Here is a 17,089-nt window from a genome sequence, read left to right on the forward strand (position 1 = left end):
ATGCAACAACTGAATCCATCCGAGATCAGTGCGCTCATTAAACAGCGTATCGGCGATCTGGACACCAGCGCGACCGCTAAAAACGAAGGTACCATTGTTATGGTATCCGACGGTATCGTGCGCATTCACGGTCTTGCTGATGCAATGTACGGTGAAATGATCGAATTCGACGGCGGCTTATTTGGTATGGCACTGAACCTAGAACAGGATTCAGTGGGTGCCGTTGTTTTAGGTAACTACTTAAGCCTTCAAGAAGGTCAAAAAGCACGTTGCACAGGCCGTGTATTAGAAGTTCCAGTTGGTCCTGAACTTCTAGGTCGTGTAGTAGATGCTTTGGGTAACCCAATTGATGGTAAAGGCCCAATTGATGCAAAAATCACTGATGCTGTTGAAAAAGTAGCACCAGGCGTAATTTGGCGTCAAGGCGTAGATCAACCTGTTCAAACTGGTTATAAATCAGTTGATACCATGATCCCTGTAGGTCGTGGTCAGCGTGAGTTGATCATTGGTGACCGTCAAACTGGTAAAACAGCGATGGCGATCGATGCGATCATCGCGCAGAAGAATTCTGGCATTAAATGTATCTATGTTGCTGTTGGTCAAAAACAATCGACCATCGCAAACGTGGTACGTAAGCTAGAAGAAACTGGCGCTATGGCGTACACCACTGTTGTCGCAGCTGCGGCAGCTGATCCTGCAGCAATGCAGTATTTGGCTCCATATGCTGGCTGTACAATGGGCGAATATTTCCGTGACCGCGGTGAAGATGCGTTGATCATTTATGATGACTTGTCTAAACAAGCGGTTGCGTATCGTCAGATTTCATTGCTTCTTCGTCGTCCACCAGGTCGTGAAGCATATCCTGGTGACGTATTCTATCTACACTCACGTCTTCTTGAACGTGCTTCTCGTGTATCTGCTGAATACGTTGAGAAATTCACTAACGGTGAAGTAAAAGGCCAAACTGGTTCTTTAACTGCATTGCCGATTATTGAAACTCAAGCAGGTGACGTATCTGCATTCGTACCAACCAACGTAATTTCGATTACTGATGGTCAGATCTTCCTTGAAACATCACTGTTCAACGCGGGTATCCGTCCTGCTGTGAACGCGGGTATCTCTGTATCTCGTGTTGGTGGTGCTGCTCAAACTAAGATCATCAAGAAATTAGCTGGTGGTATCCGTACTGCGCTTGCACAGTATCGTGAATTGGCAGCGTTTGCTCAGTTCGCTTCTGACCTTGACGAAGCAACTCGTAAACAACTTGAACACGGTCAACGTGTAACTGAGTTGATGAAGCAAAAGCAATATGCGCCATATTCAATTGCTGACCAAGCTGTTTCAGTTTACGCATCTAACGAAGGTTACATGGCTGACGTAGCTGTGAACAAGATCGTAGACTTTGATGCTGCATTGATCTCTTACTTCCGTTCAGAGCATGCTGCACTCATGAAACAAATCGATGAAACTGGTGATTACAACAAAGACATCGAAGCTGCAATTAAAGCAGGTATTGAGAACTTCAAAGCGACTCAAACTTTCTAATTTTTAGTGAAGTTTGGGTTCACGGATCAACCTTCGAAAGCTCGCAAGGGCTTTCGAATACTAGGTTAAGCGTATGGCAAATTTAAAAGAAATTCGCGCCAAAGTAGCTAGTATCAAAAGCACGCAGAAAATTACGCGTGCGATGCAGATGGTAGCTGCTTCTAAAATGCGTCGTGCGCAAGAGCGCATGGCTCAAGGCCGTCCGTATGCCGAAAATATGCACCGTGTAATTGCTCACTTAGTTCAAGCGAACCCTGAATACAAACACCGCTATATGGTGGACCGTCCTGTAAAACGCGTTGGTTATATTATCGTGTCTTCGGATCGTGGCCTTGCGGGTGGTTTGAACATTAACTTGTTCAAAAAAGTTGTTCAGCACGTTCAGCAGCAACGTGAGCAATCAATTGAAGTTCAATTTGCTTTGATTGGTCAAAAAGCGGTTTCGTTTTTTAAAAACTACGGCGGTAAAGTGCTTGGGGCAACAACTCAAATCGGTGATGCACCGAATTTGGAACAATTGTCTGGCTCTGTGCAAGTAATGCTTGACGCTTTCGATAAGGGCGAACTTGATCGCATCTATTTAGTATCGAACAGCTTTGTCAACGCAATGACACAAAAGCCTTCAGTTGAACAACTTGTTCCGTTAGCTCCAGCTAAAGAAAGCGACAATCTTAACCGTCAATACGGTTGGGACTATATCTATGAACCAGAAGCAGAAGAGTTGCTGAATGGTTTATTGGTTCGCTATATCGAGTCTATGGTTTATCAAGGCGTGATTGAAAACATCGCGTGTGAACAGTCTGCCCGTATGGTTGCAATGAAAGCAGCAACCGATAACGCTGGTCAGCTGATCAAAGACCTACAACTCATTTACAACAAGCTGCGTCAAGCCGCGATTACTCAGGAAATTTCCGAGATCGTTGGCGGTGCCGCTGCCGTTTAACACTATTAATTTGAATTGAGGAGACAGCAATGAGTAGCGGTCGTATCATTCAGATCATCGGCGCGGTTATCGACGTCGAGTTTGAACGTAACAGCGTTCCTAAGATCTATGACGCTCTCCAAGTTGACGGTACTGAAACTACTTTAGAAGTTCAGCAACAACTTGGTGATGGTGTAGTTCGTACCATCGCAATGGGTTCTACTGAAGGTCTTAAACGTGGTCTTCCAGTATCTAACACTGGTGCGCCAATTTCTGTACCTGTAGGTAAAGCAACTCTTGGCCGTATCATGGACGTTCTAGGCCGTCCACAAGACGAAGCTGGTCCTGTTGAGTCTGAAACTAAATGGGCGATTCACCGCGCTGCACCGTCTTATGCTGAACAAGCAGGTTCTACTGAACTTCTAGAAACTGGTATCAAAGTAATTGACTTGCTTTGTCCGTTCGCGAAGGGTGGTAAAGTTGGTCTGTTCGGTGGTGCGGGTGTTGGTAAAACCGTTAACATGATGGAATTGATCAACAACATCGCTAAAGCGCACTCAGGTTTATCTGTATTCGCTGGTGTTGGTGAACGTACTCGTGAAGGTAACGACTTCTATCACGAAATGAAAGATTCTAACGTTCTTGACAAAGTAGCAATGGTCTACGGTCAGATGAATGAGCCACCAGGTAACCGTTTACGCGTAGCGTTGACTGGTTTGACCATGGCTGAATATTTCCGTGATGAGAAAGACGAAAATGGTAAAGGCCGTGACGTATTGTTGTTCGTTGACAACATTTACCGTTACACATTGGCGGGTACTGAAGTATCTGCACTTCTAGGCCGTATGCCATCTGCAGTAGGTTACCAACCGACACTTGCAGAGGAAATGGGTGTTCTTCAAGAACGTATTACGTCAACTAAAGCTGGTTCTATTACCTCTATCCAAGCGGTATACGTTCCTGCGGATGACTTGACTGACCCATCTCCAGCAACAACGTTTGCTCACTTGGATGCAACAGTTGTATTGAGCCGTGACATCGCTTCTCAAGGTATCTACCCAGCGATTGACCCGCTTGACTCAACTTCACGTCAGCTAGATCCACTTGTTGTTGGTCAAGAGCACTATGGCATTGCACGTTCAGTTCAGAACGTTCTTCAACGCTATAAAGAGCTTAAAGACATCATCGCGATTCTTGGTATGGACGAATTGTCTGAAGAAGATAAATTGGTTGTTTACCGCGCGCGTAAGATCCAGCGTTTCTTCTCTCAGCCGTTCCACGTAGCTGAAGTATTTACTGGTGCTCCTGGTAAATATGTACCTCTTAAAGAAACAATCCGTGGCTTTAAAGGTATCTTGGCTGGTGAATACGATCACCTTCCTGAACAAGCGTTCTACATGGTTGGTAGTATTGACGAAGCGATTGCTAAAGCTGAGAAACTCTAATCTAAGGAGGTCATTCTCATGGCGACTATGCAATGTGATGTCGTAAGTGTTAAAGAGTCAATTTACTCTGGCACTGTGTCTATGCTGATCGCAAAAGGCGCTGGTGGTGAACTCGGTATTATGCCGGGTCACGCCCCTCTTGTGACCTTGCTTCAACCAGGACCGATCCGTGTTCTGTTGGAAAATGGCACAGAAGAGATCGTTTACGTTTCTGGCGGTGTGTTAGAAGTTCAACCGCATGTTGTGACTGTGCTTGCAGATACTGCAATCCGTGCACACAATCTGGATGAGGCAGCAATTCTTGAAGCGCGTAAACACGCTGAACAATTGTTGGCCAACCAGAAGAGCGATTTGGACTCGGCTGCTGCACTTGCTGCTTTGGCAGAAACTGCGGCTCAGCTCGAAACCATCCGCAAAATCAAAAACCGCGCAATGTAATTGCAGGTTTGAGATTGAAAAAAAGCCACCGTCAGGTGGCTTTTTTTTGTACAAAAAATATGTTACACCATCAGAAAACAATAAGAACTACAGAACAATAAGGATGGTCAGCCATGTTAAAAAAAATCATTGTAATGGTTAGCCTCGCTTTACTTTACACGGGATGTGCAAGCGTTCCACCTGTACAGGATATGCGGCAGGTCGGCCAGATCAAACAATTTAATCCACCTTCAGCGGATCATGCAGCTTTATATCTGTTCCGCAGCAATTCTGCTTTCGGCTCGGCACTGAAAAAAGATCTTTGGGTCGATGGTCAATGTATTGGCGAAACGGCAAGAGGAACTTTCTTTTATACGGAAGTGATGGGTAATCAAGAGCATCAAATTTCGACTGAATCGGAGTTTGGTCCCAATCATTTAAACTTGTATACAGAAACGGGCAAAAACTACTTTGTTCAGCAGTACATCAAGCTCGGCGTTTTTGTCGGGGGAGCCAACCTAAAAATTGTTGATGAACAGGCAGGTCAACAAATGGTGCAAAATTTGACGTTAGCCGAATCGGGTTATTGTAGTAAACCTAGCTTAAGTGATTAGATTTTTTGTCTTATTCAAAAAAACCACCCTTGGGTGGTTTTTTATTTAGCTTTCGTTGGGTTGATGGGTATTTTGTTGTTCAGCTTGCTCCCCCTTAGGTAACAGCATCGCCGCCAATTTCAGCATTTCTCCCTGAATATTCCCCATTTGTTGTTCTACCTGTTGCAGATTGATTTGGCTTAAATCCACATCTCCTTGAAGTAAAGGAGAGGCAAGTGCCTGTTCTGTGCTGTGCAGCATTTTTTGTCGGATTTCGTCGATCTCTTGGCTTTTCAAGTGCAGGGTATTCAGCGTGTGGTTCAGGCCTGTGAGCTGCTTGTCTAGGTTAACCACCAGTTGCTGTAATTGCTGTTGATCTTTGTCTTCAATGGCCTGTTGAAATCCGCTGTGAGTCTGCTTGAGTTGTTGGATATAGTCACCTGTCTTGAGCTGCATATCGGCGACATCACGTGCCATGTGCAAATAGTTTCCTTCACTCAATTTAGCTTGCACCTGTTGCTCAACCGTTTGAGCCTTTTGTTGAGGATCAGTATTCTCGTGCAGTTGATTAGCCTGCTCACAGCCGAGCAACAGCAAGCCACTGGCAAAAATACTAAAGGGGAGAAGGGCGCCTTGGAGTAGTTTTTTCATATTTTTCAGAGGTTAGGGAATCTATTCTTTTCTATGGAGACAGATCTACTGAATACAAGATCGTTGATTCTATTTTGACACAATCGATTTGCAGCACCACAAGGGAAAGTGCTGTTACACACTTCCCTTCAGGCTGCATTTGACCTTATTCCGCGATAATTTTCAGAATGGTATGGTTGATAGTATTGATGAGAATGTAGTCGCCATTGACACGGATCCAGCGCTGATTTTTGCCTGGTTTGCTAAGATGTTTATAGCGTTTATGGTCAATTCTGTAGCCCTGACCATAATAGCGTGATGGCAATGCCTGACCGGCTCTCCAGTCACGTGATGGTTTTAATACACGATTTTGTACAATTTCACGATGGCGCTGTTCAGCGTGGATTTGGCCCTGAGGGTGATGGTTTTGTATGTGTGCATGTGTGTTTTCATGGACATGCTGTACAGGAGCTGCGATTGCAGAAACAGCCATCATGCCAGTACTTAAGGTGAGCACTGCGATTTTTACTAATTTTTTCATAGATCCACCCAATGAGAAGCTAGCGTTAGCTTGATAGTCTTATTGAACTGCAAAGTTAAAGATCAATCATGGATGCATTGTTATGAAAGTGTAATCGTTGGACTTGCTTAAGCTTTGGCAAGATGAAGAGTTGAGAAAAATCAGCATCACACCAGAGTTCTGCTGATTTTTGATCAGGTCAATTACTGAGCGAGTTCAGCCTCGATTGCTTCTACAATGCGTGGATCATCAGCAGTGAGATCCGGCGCAAAACGCGCTACAACTTCCCCTTTTTTATTGATGAGGAACTTTTCGAAATTCCATAAGATTTCAGGTGCTGGATTTGGATCTAGACCATACTCGATCAAATCTTCACGCCATGGACCTTCACCAATCCGTTCAGGTTGGGCGGAAGTCAGTGCCTGATATAGGGGGTGTTTATCTTCACCGACCACTGAAATTTTTGCAAATAATGGAAAATCAACATGATAGGTGCTAGAACAGAACTGCTGGATTTCCTCATCTGTGCCTGGCTCCTGTGCTAAAAAATTATTAGCCGGAAAGCCTAAAATCTCAAAACCTTGTGATTTCTTGGCCTGATACAAAGTTTCTAGACCTTCATATTGTGGGGTTAAGCCACATTTGGAAGCGACATTTACAATCAATAGCACTTTGCCTTGATACTGCTCAAGTGTGGTTTCTTTACCGTCAATCGTCTTTACCGGGATATGATAAATCGTTGAAGACATGGCTTTACTCCTGCATAGTCAAATGATGTCGATGAGTGCTCTGAGTCTTAGGGGAATTGAGGCAAATTACAAGCAGATTCCAGTTTTTTAATGTTGGATGATACCTCATTATCCGAGATAAAACGGCCGTATTAGACCTGAAGCCTGCTAGATGACTTGTAGTTCGTTAAACCCTTTTTTAAATGATGTTCTTATTGGCTCTGCATTTGAGTTGGGGTTTGACCGGTATGGCGTTTAAAAAATTCAATGAAACTGGAACTGTGCTGGTAGCCCAACTGATAAGCCAATTGTTTGACCGAGATTCCCTGTTGTAACTGATTCATTGCATAAATTAGTTTGGCCCGGTTACGCCATTCCGATAAAGATAAACTCAGTTCTTGTTGACTCAAGCGCAAAAGATGCCGCTCACTGAACTGAAACGGTTGTAACAATTGTGGCAAGCTACGATGAAACAGATGAGGATCCCCGAGTATATTCAGCACCTCGCGCAAAATGGGATGCTGGCTTTGGGGGAGATAATGGGAGTACGGTGGCGCGAGCTGTAGTTGGTCATAGAGTACCTGTAGGGCATGGTTGAGTGGTTCATTGAGTGCGCTATTTTTCTGTAATTGTAGAATATGTTGAACCAGACAACGGAAAAATGGTTGGATACTAAACACCTGAATGTTTGCTGTGAGTGGCCCACACAGGCTAGGGTGAACCCGGATACAGACATAATGTGTAAGCTGATCCAAAGCAACAGAGTGATGGGGCGTTTCTGGAGGTAGCCAGAGTCCATAATTGGGAGGTGACAAATAACGCTGCCGTTCCACGTGAAACTCGAGTACACCATTTAAGCTGAAATTGAAGTCTCCCCAAAGTGAACTATGTGGGTGAATCTGCTCATTTTGCTGGTATATGAATTCATCGACTTCAATCAGTTCAGATAAGGTCGGATAAGGCATTGGATTGCTTCCCATTCTTCAGAGTACTTAAGTGAGGGGATGAGTTTGCTGACCTTGAACAGGCACTCATCATGACTACGATACGGTATTAATGTCTGAAATTCAGTATATCCATTATTTTAGACTTCACGCACAATAAATACTTCCCATCAAGGATGATGAAATATGCTGCTCAAAAACAAAACAGCTGTTTGGGTATTAGGATTACCGCTCATGGCTGTGTTTATTTGGTCATTCAATATTGCGGTCACCCGTTATGTAGCAGAGTTTATTTCGCCAGTCAGTATCAGCTTTTATCGCTGGCTGCTCGCCTTTATTCTGTTAAGTCCGTTTATGCTGCCGCGTGTCTGGAAAAATCGTGCAGTCATCCGGCCGCATCTCAAGCAGTTGGCGGTGCTGAGTGCTTTTGGCATGGTGCTGTATCAGGGATTGGCGTATACCGCGGCACAGCATACCACTGCAACCAATATGGGCATTATCAATGCTTTTATTCCAGTTTTTACCGTTTTGGTTTCCTGGATCATTTTGCGTGATCGTCCTAACCGTTTCGCATTGATCGGGAGTGCCTTGTCCTTTTTTGGTTTGCTGTATGTCATGGGGCAGGGGGATTTGCATCGTATGTTACAGCTGGGCGTGCACTGGGGCGATGTGTTAATGGTACTCGCGGTCTTCTTTTATGCCTTTTATGGAGTGTTTTTAAAGAAATGGCAATTAAAGCTGGTGCTGCTGGAAAGTCTATATGTGCAGATCGCATTTAGCCTACTTTACCATTTACCTTTTATTTTTTGGTTAGGGTTGGATCGGTTGAATCAGCATAATCTTATGAGTGTGGTCTACGCTGGGATATTTCCTTCGATTATCGCCCCCTTAGTTTGGATGTTGGCCGTACAAAAAATCGGACCCAATCGCACCAGTATTTTTATGAATCTCATGCCGATTTGTACCGCAATTATTGCTTATCTCTGGTTGAATGAAGCCTGGACGATCGCGCATACGATTGGTGGTTTGGTTATTTTGTCCGGTATTTTGCTGGCACAAAAGAAGCCGACCCCTTTACTCACGGTCAGAATGGATGCTCAAAGAGATTAAAAAGTGAACATTTGATTTATTCTTCTATTTTTCTTTTTAATAAAAAGTAAAGGATGAGTGATCTCTTATGTGAGTTTTGTAACTTAATATTTTTTAAATTATGAATAAAAATAGAAAGATAATTTGAACCAATAAGAAAAAATGCTAAATGAGTCATGCATATAGAGTTGATTTGTTAAATAAATAATCTATTTGTGTAATTTGTAAATTTAGATCATAATATGCATATCAAATACATCTTAAAGTTATTCTTAACAGAGAGTGTATTGATCCAGATTTACGAACCCTCTGGATGTGACTGAAACACATCCTTTTCATGCTCAGTCTCCACTATAAGACTGAGCTTTTTTTTGCCTTGCTTTTGTGTTTCAGCCTGATCGGATGAATATCCTTTTAGGCGCGAATAATTTCACCGCTCACGGCATCCAAAATGCGACTCGGTTCCTGACTGAGGCCTAAGTCCCCATTTAAGTAATGTAATTCTGAACCAAAGTATTGGGTTGCCTGTTGCAGGGAACGAGCGGGTGACAAACCTGCCGGATTGGCACTGGTTGAAACGATAAAACCTTGAAATGCATTACACAGTGCAACACAAAGTGGGTGGGTGGTGACACGCACAGCAACCTTGCTGTGATGACCTTTAATCCAAGATGGGATCTGATCATCGGCCGGGAGTAACCAGGTCGTGGCACGTTCAGTTGGATTACGATCAGTCCAGCTGGCGATGACTTGTTGTTGCATCTCTGAGGTTAAGTTGGCGAGTAGAGGTTCAACCTGAGCAATTTGTCCAGCAAGCAAGATGACGCCTTTTTCAATTGGTCGTTGTTTGAGTCGTAAAATTTCTGAAAAAGCCTGTTCATTCATCGGGTCACAACCAAGACCCCAGACTGCCTCTGTTGGATAGGCCAACACTTGTCCTTGGCGCAGACATTCTGCTGCTTCGGCCACAGAGGTTGTAATCATTCGATATTACCTGTACTTGATAGAAAGCCTTATTGTGAACTTTATTGTGCTATCCGACAACGTAGATATCGTCCGGCCTGTTGCTGACACAGTCCTAAAAGTTCCAGTTCCATCAATTGACTGGTTAGTGTAGCAATTTCAACGCCCATTTTAATGGCTAAAGAATCAATGTCTTGCCCGACCCAATCCAGTTGCTGGTAAAGCATGTGCAAATGTGCCGGAATTTCCGGAACGGTGGATTGCGCTTGAGCTTGTTGCTGCTGCATCTGCCAATGTGTAGGCAGAGCCAGATCTTCCAATATCTGTTCTGGATGGTCCACCAAGATTGCCCCTTCACGGATCAATTGATGGCAACCACGATGATGTTCACTATAGATGTGTCCAGGAATGGCAAAGATCATTTTCCCTTGATCCGCCGCAGCTTGTGCCGTAATCAAGGAACCACTTTTCAGTTTGGCTTCAGCGACAACCACACCTAGACTCAAGGCACTGACAATCCGGTTGCGTCGTGGAAAATGATGGGGAAGAGGTTTGGTGCCCGGTAAGAATTCACTGAGCACTGCACCTGCAGATTGAACAATCTGCTGTTGCAATTCACGGTTCTGTCTCGGATAGGTTTGATCGAGTCCACTACCCACAACAGCAATCGTACGATGCTGACAGAGTGCACCACGATGAGCTGCTTCATCGACGCCTTCCGCCAGACCACTGGTGATATAAAAACCCTGTTCACTCAGGTAATAAGCAAAATCATACGCAACCTGCCGACCATGTGGACTCGGTTTGCGACTGCCGACAATTGCAATTTGCGGGAGGTTTAGAATTTGTGCTTGGCCCTGTCCAAACAGGATGGGTGGTTTATCTGCATAAGGTTGGAGCTGTTGTGGATAATCTGCATCCTCAGGCAGTAAAATGAAGTCACTGCTGCTGAGCAGATGATCGAGACAACATTCATATTGCTGTTGTCCCATCGTGGTTCTGAATTCTGCAAGGCGTTGTAAATGGCTGGCATGCAAGCCAGCATTTTGCCAACGACCCTGTTGGGTGTGATGGGCTGCTTCTTCAATTGACCCAAAATATTGCTCTAATCGACGAAAAGCAGAAAGCGAATGCTGCACCAGATACCAGATGCGTACAGTGGCCAGTTGGCTCGCGCTCAATCCGGGCAGCATTGCTAGATCCTCGGTTTATTCGTCCATCAATGGCGGCTGGATGCTGGCACCTACTTTGATCGGTAGCTCGCTATCGAGTACATAGGCATAGCTGAGTTGATCAAAGGTACGGAACACCATCACATTACCAATACGTTGATTTGGCAGTTTCACGGTCTCTTTAGTTTTTGGATCTTTAACGATTTCACCTTGCTGGTAAACGCTAAAGACTTGACCGACTTTGGTGCCATGCAGGGTGCCGCGGTCAAGGGTGACGACACTGTTACGTGCTGCAGTAGAAATCGAACCCATTACACGGATGATCTGGCCACCTGGAGTCACTTCTTGAGCTTCGGTCGGATAGAACAAGGTCGGCAGCATGGCATCATATTCAGGTAATACACGGTCACCACGACGCACTTCACCGTTGTAGCTGTCCGTCAATTCTAGCGTTGTGATGTCATTTTCTGCCTGAACCGCAATCCCTGATGCCACTTGCAGCAGTTCTACACCTGCATTGTATTTTTTGCCTTCTGCATCGGTAAAGATGTAAGGTTCAGCTTCGCGATAGACGGCATAGCGCTGACCAACTTCGAGACCATTACCACGCGTATAAACAGTTTGTCCTTTGCCAGCCAAGACACGTTGGTCTGCTGTACCGAGGATATAAGGAGTATTTTCCAACGACTCAGGAGCAAGGATGACCGTACGTTCTAGCCAGTGCTTGATATGTTCCAGTGGAATCACTGGAATGGTGTTGTTGAGTGATTCAACTCGGATTTGCGGTTGCAAATTGGTACGGCCAGAATAGCGACGAATAATGCCAGTACAGCCATCACCTTCATCTTTACCAATCAATGGACGGCCATTTAAGGTACATAAGAGTAAACGGTCACCAGGATAGATCCAGTGTGGGTTTTTGACGTGCTTGTTGCTGGCCCAGATTTCAGGCCAACGCCATGGTTTTTTCAGGAATTTTCCAGAAATTTCCCATAGGGTATCGCCTTTTTTCACGACATAGACATTCGGTGCACTAGCCTTGAGTGCAGGCGGATTGACATTTGGACTCGCAGCTTCAGCTGTATCGAGTTGTACCAAGCCAACCCCCATGCACACTGCGAGAGCGAGTAACTGTTTTTTTAACCCCAAGGCATTAAAAGATGGCATGCCCGTCAAAACCTTTTTCATTATCATAATTCCTAAAATTATGTATGTACTTGCGTTATAATAACGATATTACACACAATTTTTTGATGAAGCATTCCCTTCATTTGGTTTTTTGATCAATGGCATAATTGAGGACGCAGTATGGCCTTATTACCAATTTTAAGTTTCCCTGATCCCCGACTTCGTACCATTGCTCAACCAGTGGAAGAGGTGACTGATGAAATTCGTCAGCTCGCTGCGGATATGCTTGAAACCATGTATGCAGCGCCTGGCATTGGTTTGGCTGCTACACAAATTGATCGTCATATTCAGTTGATCGTGATGGATCTGTCCGAATCAAAAGATCAACCTATGGTCTTCATTAACCCCAAAGTTACCCCACTTACCGAAGAAACTCAGCCTTATGAAGAAGGCTGTTTGTCAGTGCCTCAAATATACGACAAAGTTGAGCGCCCGTCACGTGTCAAGATCAATGCAATTAACCTTGAAGGTCAAGCAGTTGAGATAGAAGCTGACGGACTTCTCGCTGTTTGTATCCAACATGAAATGGATCACTTAAAAGGTAAATTGTTCGTCGATTATTTGTCGCCATTAAAACGCCAACGTGCGCGGGAAAAAATAGAAAAGGTGACCCGACAAAAAGAACGTCAAAAAGTGGCGGTCAAACGCTAACTTTTTAGGCATTAGTCGAAGAAAAGCCCAATCTTGAATTGGGCTTTGTTATACTGGTGGCGTAAAAATTTTGAGATTCAAGATTTGTTCGTACGTAGTGGATTACTGCTGTCTTTTGCAGCGGTATTTTTACAGATTGCGGTATTTTTACAGCCTCTGCTACCTAAGCAGTATCAGGTTGCGCCTATCTGTGAAACCATTACCCGTGCACTGCTGCTTTCTCCTGCTACAACTTTACATTCCTCCACTGTGCATGAACATGCGCTTCATGCAGAACATCAGCAAGTTGTTAAACAAACCGGTCATGATCATCATGATGCCAATCATCAATGCCAATACTGTACCGTGCATGGCAATCTGGTCTTGCCGCCAGAACTTGAGGTGAAGCAGGTTCTGGATCGTATCCAAGTTCGCCTGATGGCATTTCAACAGGCATTTAGCCATGTCTGGTTTGTTCTGCAGCGACTGTTTCTCATTCCTCAAGGCAGGGCACCCCCTATTTTTGCATAAACAAAACGTTGCGTTTTCCTCAGGTCTTCTATGAGGCCTGCACAGTTTTATTTATGTATTAAAAGGTATTGTGCGATGTCACACCCTCAATTTTTATTACAGCCGCTTACGGCTGCGGTTTTGGCTGCGTGTTCTTCACTGGTTTGGGCAAATGATGCCGAAAATTCATCTGAACACGTCTTGCACTCTTTGGCACCTCTGGTTGTTACTGCACAACAAGCCAATGATGCCAATGGTCTCATCGTACACGCTGATCCGAAACAGCCAATTCAACCGGTTCCAGCTACGGATGGTGCCGATTACTTACAAAGTATTATGGGTTTTAACTCGGTCAATAGTGGTGCAGGAACCAATGGGGATGTGACCTTCCGTGGCATGTTTGGTTCACGCATTAAAATTCTGACCGATGGCACTGAAAATTTAGGGGCCTGTCCATCGCGTATGGATGCACCAACTTCTTATATTTCACCGGAAAGTTATGACCGTATTTCAGTAATTAAAGGCCCGCAAACCGTACAGTATGCCAATACCGGTTCTGCTGCGACGGTGATTTTTGAGCGAGGTCCAGAAACAGAACTCTCTGCTGAGAAGCATTATCGTGGTCAGGCCAGTGTGCTGCTTGGTTCCTATGGCCGTCTGGATCAAAATGTGGAAACCGCTATTGGCGACGAAACTAAATATATCCGTTTAAATGCCAATCGTTCCGAGTCGGATGATTATCAGGATGGCAATGGCGACACAGTACCATCCGCATGGGAACGCTGGAATACTGATGTCGCTTTGGGGTGGACACCGGATGAAAATACTTGGTTAGAACTCAGTGGTGGGAAGGCGGATGGTGAAGCGGTTTATGCCGGTCGTGATATGGATGGTTCCAAATTTGCGCGTGAAAGTCTGGGATTGCGTTTTGAAAAGAAAAATCTAACAGATGTGATTAAAAAAGTTGAAGGACAAATTAATTACAACTTTAACGATCATGTGATGGATAACTATAGTCTGCGTGATGTGCCTGAAGCGGATAAATCCATGAATGTGACGCGCCGTACACTCAATACACGTCTTGCGATGACCAGTGAATGGGACAAGTTTCAGCTTGTAACGGGTGTAGATTCTCAGCAAAATCATCATGCCGGTGGGATGACATCGATGATGATGAATATGCCTGTTACAACTGATATGAAATTCAATTCCTATGGGGCATTCGGAGAACTAAGTTATCAGCTCAATGATCAGCATAAATTGGTCAGTGGCGCACGTTTGGATGAAGTCAGTGTCCAAAAACTTGCAAAAGGGGTGAAACGTACCGAATCTGTACCCAGTGCCTTTATCCGTCTGGAAAATCAGCATCCTGAACAGAATGCCAAAAGTTATATTGGTGTAGGCTATGTGGAGCGTATGCCGGATTATTGGGAACTCTTCAGAACGGACTATGAAGGGACCATGCATACCTTCAAACGTTTAGACACAGAGAAAACCTTGCAGTTGGATCTGGGTTATCAGCATCAGCATGGTGCCCTAAACTCTTGGGTTTCCGCCTATGCCGGTTTGATCAATGATTTTATCTTGATGACTTATGATCCAAATAAAGACTTAAGTGTAAAAGAAGATGGGCATAAACCTAATGCGGCAGATTCACGTAATGTCGATGCAACCATTGCTGGTGCGGAAGCCGGTGTGGGTTATCAATTTACCGATACGATTCAGGGTGACATCAGTGCCATGTATGCCTGGGGTGAAAACACTACCGATAACACACCGTTACCGCAGATTGCGCCGTTAGAAGCCCGTGTCAACTTGCGTTATGTTCAGGAGAAATATAACGTCGGCCTTTTATGGCGTATCGTGGATGATCAAAGCCGTATCAGTAAATACGAAGGTAATATTGTGGGATATGACCTAGATCAAAGTAAAAGTAAAGGTTTTGGTACTTTATCCATTAATGGTTCTTATAACCTTCGTGAAGGTGTCGATCTCTCGGTTGGCATTGATAACCTGTTAGATAAAGCTTATGCAGAACATTTGAATAAGTTGGGAAGTTCTGGTGTGGGTTTAGCTGGTACAGAACAATTTAATAATATTGGCCGTAACTACTGGGCACGGATGAGTTTTAAATTTTAATGACTGACTTCTGTGATTAAATACAGAGCCATTGTCGAAAGACAGTGGCTTTGTTATATCATGAGAATAAAAATAAATACTTGAAAATTAATCAGATGAATACAGAACAAATCTTAGAAGATTTAAAAACGAAAGGTTATAGCAAAATCACAGTGAAAAACTGGAACCGGAATTTCAGGACAGAATTAGGCCGTATTTTGTATTCACAAGGTTTTAAATTTTATCAGTTTTACCGGATGCGCGATGAGCAAGATCAGTATGTGATTGTTTTGGAGGGTATCACTGTACCTTTGGAGTTGGAGCAAATCTACGCCAAAAATTCAAATTTTCTGCATAAGCTATTGCCTTTAATTTTAGTGATTATTGTACTGGCGAGCATTGTATATTTTATCAAAACGTATAGTCAGGACAGAGCGTATTCAGGATTAATGACCAGTACTGTTGTGATTATTATTCCTATTATTTTAGGGGCATTATTGCAATATTTTGCCCTAGTACAAAATCCATCCCGATTGAGAAATACGGGCTGGTTAATTGCTTGGTCAGGATTAGCAGGGATTTTAGCTTTCGGTGCTCTTTTTCTGGGTGAAGGAACCATTTGCCTGATTATTCTCAGCCCGCTGATTTTTGTCGAATTAAAGCTCGGCACTGTGTTGATGCAAGCATTTTGCAGATATTTGTGGAAGCCAAGCTTTAAAACCTATTCATTGGCTCTTTTTCCTTTGTTACTGTTTTTTGTATTACCGGATTTTAGCCGGAATTATTATGGTCAAACGCAACGTGAAGTGATTATTCATGCACCTCAGGATAAGGTATTCAAAGCGATTAATCAGATTGGTCAGGTAAGACCGGAAGAAGTTCCAGACAATTTTATTTTCATGATGGGCTTTCCTAAACCTACTTTTGGCATGACCGAACAAAGAAAAGAAGGGATGGTCAGAACCATTCAATGGGAACGTGGAGTTCAGTTTGAAGAACGAGTGACTGCATCTCATGTACCTTATTTATTAAGCTGGACCTATCAGTTTAGTCCGGCATCCTTTCCGAAAGGCTCAATGGATGACCATGTCAAGATTGGCGGGCCTTATTTCGATTTATTGAAAACGGATTATCAACTGGAAAAACTGGATAATAATACAACTAAACTGATTTTGACGATTGATTACCGCCTCTCCACAGAATACAACTGGTATAGCAAACTTTGGGTAAATTATGTGTTAAATGAATTTAGTGATGTGGTGATGCAGATTCATAAACAGCGTTTAGAACATAAATAATGCATCGTTTTGTTGCATGTGGGTATTTTTGAAATTTTATTTTTAACTTTTATTGTTAAATAACAATCACTTGCTTCCATTTAGATAATTTTAAATTCAAATACATGGCAGCTACTTAAATTTTAGCAATTTATGGTTAAAATAAATTAATCATAAAAAATAATAGCTTAACTGTATTTGTGTTGTAAAAATATCCACATGAAATTAAATACCCAAGGAAAGTGTTGCATGTAAAAAAAAATGGCCTATAATGCGAATCCATCGGCGGTGCTGTTGAATAAAACTTGTTGAAAATCAATAGATTGGAAATAAGTTAAATTTAAGAGTTGACATTCTGGATAAACAGAGTAGTATAGCCGACCTAGCTTGATGCTGAC

Annotated in this window: 17 protein-coding genes; 10 read left to right on the forward strand and 7 right to left on the reverse strand. The window is 43.5% G+C overall.

Annotated features, from left to right (window positions below):
• The 5 genes from atpA to PAE54_RS09850 all read left to right on the forward strand — a co-directional run bounded on the left by atpA (window position 1) and on the right by PAE54_RS09850 (window position 4,943).
• Window positions 1–1,545 carry a F0F1 ATP synthase subunit alpha gene (gene atpA / locus PAE54_RS09830; protein WP_273778147.1) on the forward strand — a complete coding sequence of 515 codons (1,545 nt, stop codon included), beginning with the start codon at window positions 1–3 and terminating at the stop codon, window positions 1,543–1,545.
• Window positions 1,546–1,618: 73 nt separating this feature from the next.
• Window positions 1,619–2,488, forward strand: a complete 870-nt coding sequence (gene atpG / locus PAE54_RS09835) for a F0F1 ATP synthase subunit gamma (protein WP_273778148.1) — start codon at window positions 1,619–1,621, stop codon at window positions 2,486–2,488.
• A gap of 29 nt (window positions 2,489–2,517) precedes the next feature.
• Window positions 2,518–3,912: a F0F1 ATP synthase subunit beta gene (gene atpD / locus PAE54_RS09840; protein ID WP_273778149.1), complete on the forward strand. Its 1,395-nt coding sequence runs from the start codon at window positions 2,518–2,520 to the stop codon at window positions 3,910–3,912.
• A gap of 18 nt (window positions 3,913–3,930) precedes the next feature.
• A complete protein-coding gene (locus PAE54_RS09845; protein ID WP_273778150.1) occupies window positions 3,931–4,350 on the forward strand; it encodes a F0F1 ATP synthase subunit epsilon in 420 nt (139 codons plus the stop codon).
• Between the two features lie 113 nt (window positions 4,351–4,463).
• Complete coding sequence (locus PAE54_RS09850; protein ID WP_326519302.1) at window positions 4,464–4,943, forward strand: DUF2846 domain-containing protein; 480 nt, start codon at window positions 4,464–4,466, stop codon at window positions 4,941–4,943.
• 45 nt (window positions 4,944–4,988) lie between these two features.
• Here the strand turns inward: PAE54_RS09850 and PAE54_RS09855 are convergent, their stop codons facing one another.
• The 4 genes from PAE54_RS09855 to PAE54_RS09870 all read right to left on the reverse strand — a co-directional run bounded on the left by PAE54_RS09855 (window position 4,989) and on the right by PAE54_RS09870 (window position 7,765).
• Complete coding sequence (locus tag PAE54_RS09855; protein WP_326519303.1) at window positions 4,989–5,573, reverse strand: PM1805 family lipoprotein; 585 nt, start codon at window positions 5,571–5,573, stop codon at window positions 4,989–4,991.
• 145 nt (window positions 5,574–5,718) lie between these two features.
• Window positions 5,719–6,093 (reverse strand): RcnB family protein, encoded by a 375-nt coding sequence (locus PAE54_RS09860; protein WP_326519304.1) that lies wholly within the window; start codon window positions 6,091–6,093, stop codon window positions 5,719–5,721.
• Between the two features lie 182 nt (window positions 6,094–6,275).
• Entirely contained in the window at window positions 6,276–6,821 is a 546-nt protein-coding gene (locus PAE54_RS09865; RefSeq protein WP_326519305.1) for a glutathione peroxidase, read from the reverse strand.
• A 191-nt stretch (window positions 6,822–7,012) separates the two neighbouring features.
• Entirely contained in the window at window positions 7,013–7,765 is a 753-nt protein-coding gene (locus tag PAE54_RS09870) for an AraC family transcriptional regulator (RefSeq protein ID WP_326519306.1), read from the reverse strand.
• Window positions 7,766–7,930: 165 nt separating this feature from the next.
• On the opposite strand from PAE54_RS09870, the gene PAE54_RS09875 reads away from it, so the two are divergent.
• Window positions 7,931–8,854: a DMT family transporter gene (locus PAE54_RS09875; RefSeq protein ID WP_442784395.1), complete on the forward strand. Its 924-nt coding sequence runs from the start codon at window positions 7,931–7,933 to the stop codon at window positions 8,852–8,854.
• A 393-nt stretch (window positions 8,855–9,247) separates the two neighbouring features.
• On the opposite strand, the gene tsaC is transcribed toward PAE54_RS09875, so the two are convergent.
• From tsaC to PAE54_RS09890, 3 genes are read right to left on the reverse strand one after another with little or no spacing between them, the layout of a single operon-like run.
• Window positions 9,248–9,817 (reverse strand): L-threonylcarbamoyladenylate synthase type 1 TsaC, encoded by a 570-nt coding sequence (tsaC, locus tag PAE54_RS09880; RefSeq protein WP_326519308.1) that lies wholly within the window; start codon window positions 9,815–9,817, stop codon window positions 9,248–9,250.
• A gap of 41 nt (window positions 9,818–9,858) precedes the next feature.
• A complete protein-coding gene (gene dprA, locus PAE54_RS09885; RefSeq protein ID WP_326519309.1) occupies window positions 9,859–10,989 on the reverse strand; it encodes a DNA-processing protein DprA in 1,131 nt (376 codons plus the stop codon).
• A 15-nt stretch (window positions 10,990–11,004) separates the two neighbouring features.
• On the reverse strand, window positions 11,005–12,156 hold the full coding sequence (locus tag PAE54_RS09890) for a LysM peptidoglycan-binding domain-containing protein (protein ID WP_326519310.1): 1,152 nt from the start codon (window positions 12,154–12,156) through the stop codon (window positions 11,005–11,007).
• Between the two features lie 120 nt (window positions 12,157–12,276).
• Between PAE54_RS09890 and def the strand changes: the two genes are divergently transcribed.
• The 4 genes from def (at window position 12,277) to PAE54_RS09910 (ending at window position 16,712) form a co-directional block, all read left to right on the forward strand.
• Window positions 12,277–12,807 carry a peptide deformylase gene (def, locus tag PAE54_RS09895; protein WP_326519311.1) on the forward strand — a complete coding sequence of 177 codons (531 nt, stop codon included), beginning with the start codon at window positions 12,277–12,279 and terminating at the stop codon, window positions 12,805–12,807.
• Between the two features lie 84 nt (window positions 12,808–12,891).
• Entirely contained in the window at window positions 12,892–13,317 is a 426-nt protein-coding gene (locus PAE54_RS09900; RefSeq protein ID WP_326519315.1) for a DUF2946 family protein, read from the forward strand.
• A 75-nt stretch (window positions 13,318–13,392) separates the two neighbouring features.
• Window positions 13,393–15,435, forward strand: coding sequence for a TonB-dependent copper receptor (locus tag PAE54_RS09905; RefSeq protein ID WP_326519312.1), 2,043 nt, complete (start codon window positions 13,393–13,395; stop codon window positions 15,433–15,435).
• 95 nt (window positions 15,436–15,530) lie between these two features.
• Window positions 15,531–16,712 (forward strand): hypothetical protein, encoded by a 1,182-nt coding sequence (locus tag PAE54_RS09910; RefSeq protein WP_326519313.1) that lies wholly within the window; start codon window positions 15,531–15,533, stop codon window positions 16,710–16,712.
• Window positions 16,713–17,089 lie beyond the last annotated feature (377 nt).

This window comes from Acinetobacter minutum (assembly GCF_035916735.1).
Lineage (GTDB): Bacteria > Pseudomonadota > Gammaproteobacteria > Pseudomonadales > Moraxellaceae > Acinetobacter.

Coding starts and splice junctions, on each gene's coding strand:
- atpA (WP_273778147.1), top strand. CDS start 1: ATGCAACAACTGAATCCATCCGAGATCAGTGCGCTCATTAAACAGCGT.
- atpG (WP_273778148.1), top strand. CDS start 1,619: ATGGCAAATTTAAAAGAAATTCGCGCCAAAGTAGCTAGTATCAAAAGC.
- atpD (WP_273778149.1), top strand. CDS start 2,518: ATGAGTAGCGGTCGTATCATTCAGATCATCGGCGCGGTTATCGACGTC.
- PAE54_RS09845 (WP_273778150.1), top strand. CDS start 3,931: ATGGCGACTATGCAATGTGATGTCGTAAGTGTTAAAGAGTCAATTTAC.
- PAE54_RS09850 (WP_326519302.1), top strand. CDS start 4,464: ATGTTAAAAAAAATCATTGTAATGGTTAGCCTCGCTTTACTTTACACG.
- PAE54_RS09855 (WP_326519303.1), bottom strand. CDS start 5,573: ATGAAAAAACTACTCCAAGGCGCCCTTCTCCCCTTTAGTATTTTTGCC.
- PAE54_RS09860 (WP_326519304.1), bottom strand. CDS start 6,093: ATGAAAAAATTAGTAAAAATCGCAGTGCTCACCTTAAGTACTGGCATG.
- PAE54_RS09865 (WP_326519305.1), bottom strand. CDS start 6,821: ATGTCTTCAACGATTTATCATATCCCGGTAAAGACGATTGACGGTAAA.
- PAE54_RS09870 (WP_326519306.1), bottom strand. CDS start 7,765: ATGCCTTATCCGACCTTATCTGAACTGATTGAAGTCGATGAATTCATA.
- PAE54_RS09875 (WP_442784395.1), top strand. CDS start 7,931: ATGCTGCTCAAAAACAAAACAGCTGTTTGGGTATTAGGATTACCGCTC.
- tsaC (WP_326519308.1), bottom strand. CDS start 9,817: ATGATTACAACCTCTGTGGCCGAAGCAGCAGAATGTCTGCGCCAAGGA.
- dprA (WP_326519309.1), bottom strand. CDS start 10,989: ATGCTGCCCGGATTGAGCGCGAGCCAACTGGCCACTGTACGCATCTGG.
- PAE54_RS09890 (WP_326519310.1), bottom strand. CDS start 12,156: ATGAAAAAGGTTTTGACGGGCATGCCATCTTTTAATGCCTTGGGGTTA.
- def (WP_326519311.1), top strand. CDS start 12,277: ATGGCCTTATTACCAATTTTAAGTTTCCCTGATCCCCGACTTCGTACC.
- PAE54_RS09905 (WP_326519312.1), top strand. CDS start 13,393: ATGTCACACCCTCAATTTTTATTACAGCCGCTTACGGCTGCGGTTTTG.
- PAE54_RS09910 (WP_326519313.1), top strand. CDS start 15,531: ATGAATACAGAACAAATCTTAGAAGATTTAAAAACGAAAGGTTATAGC.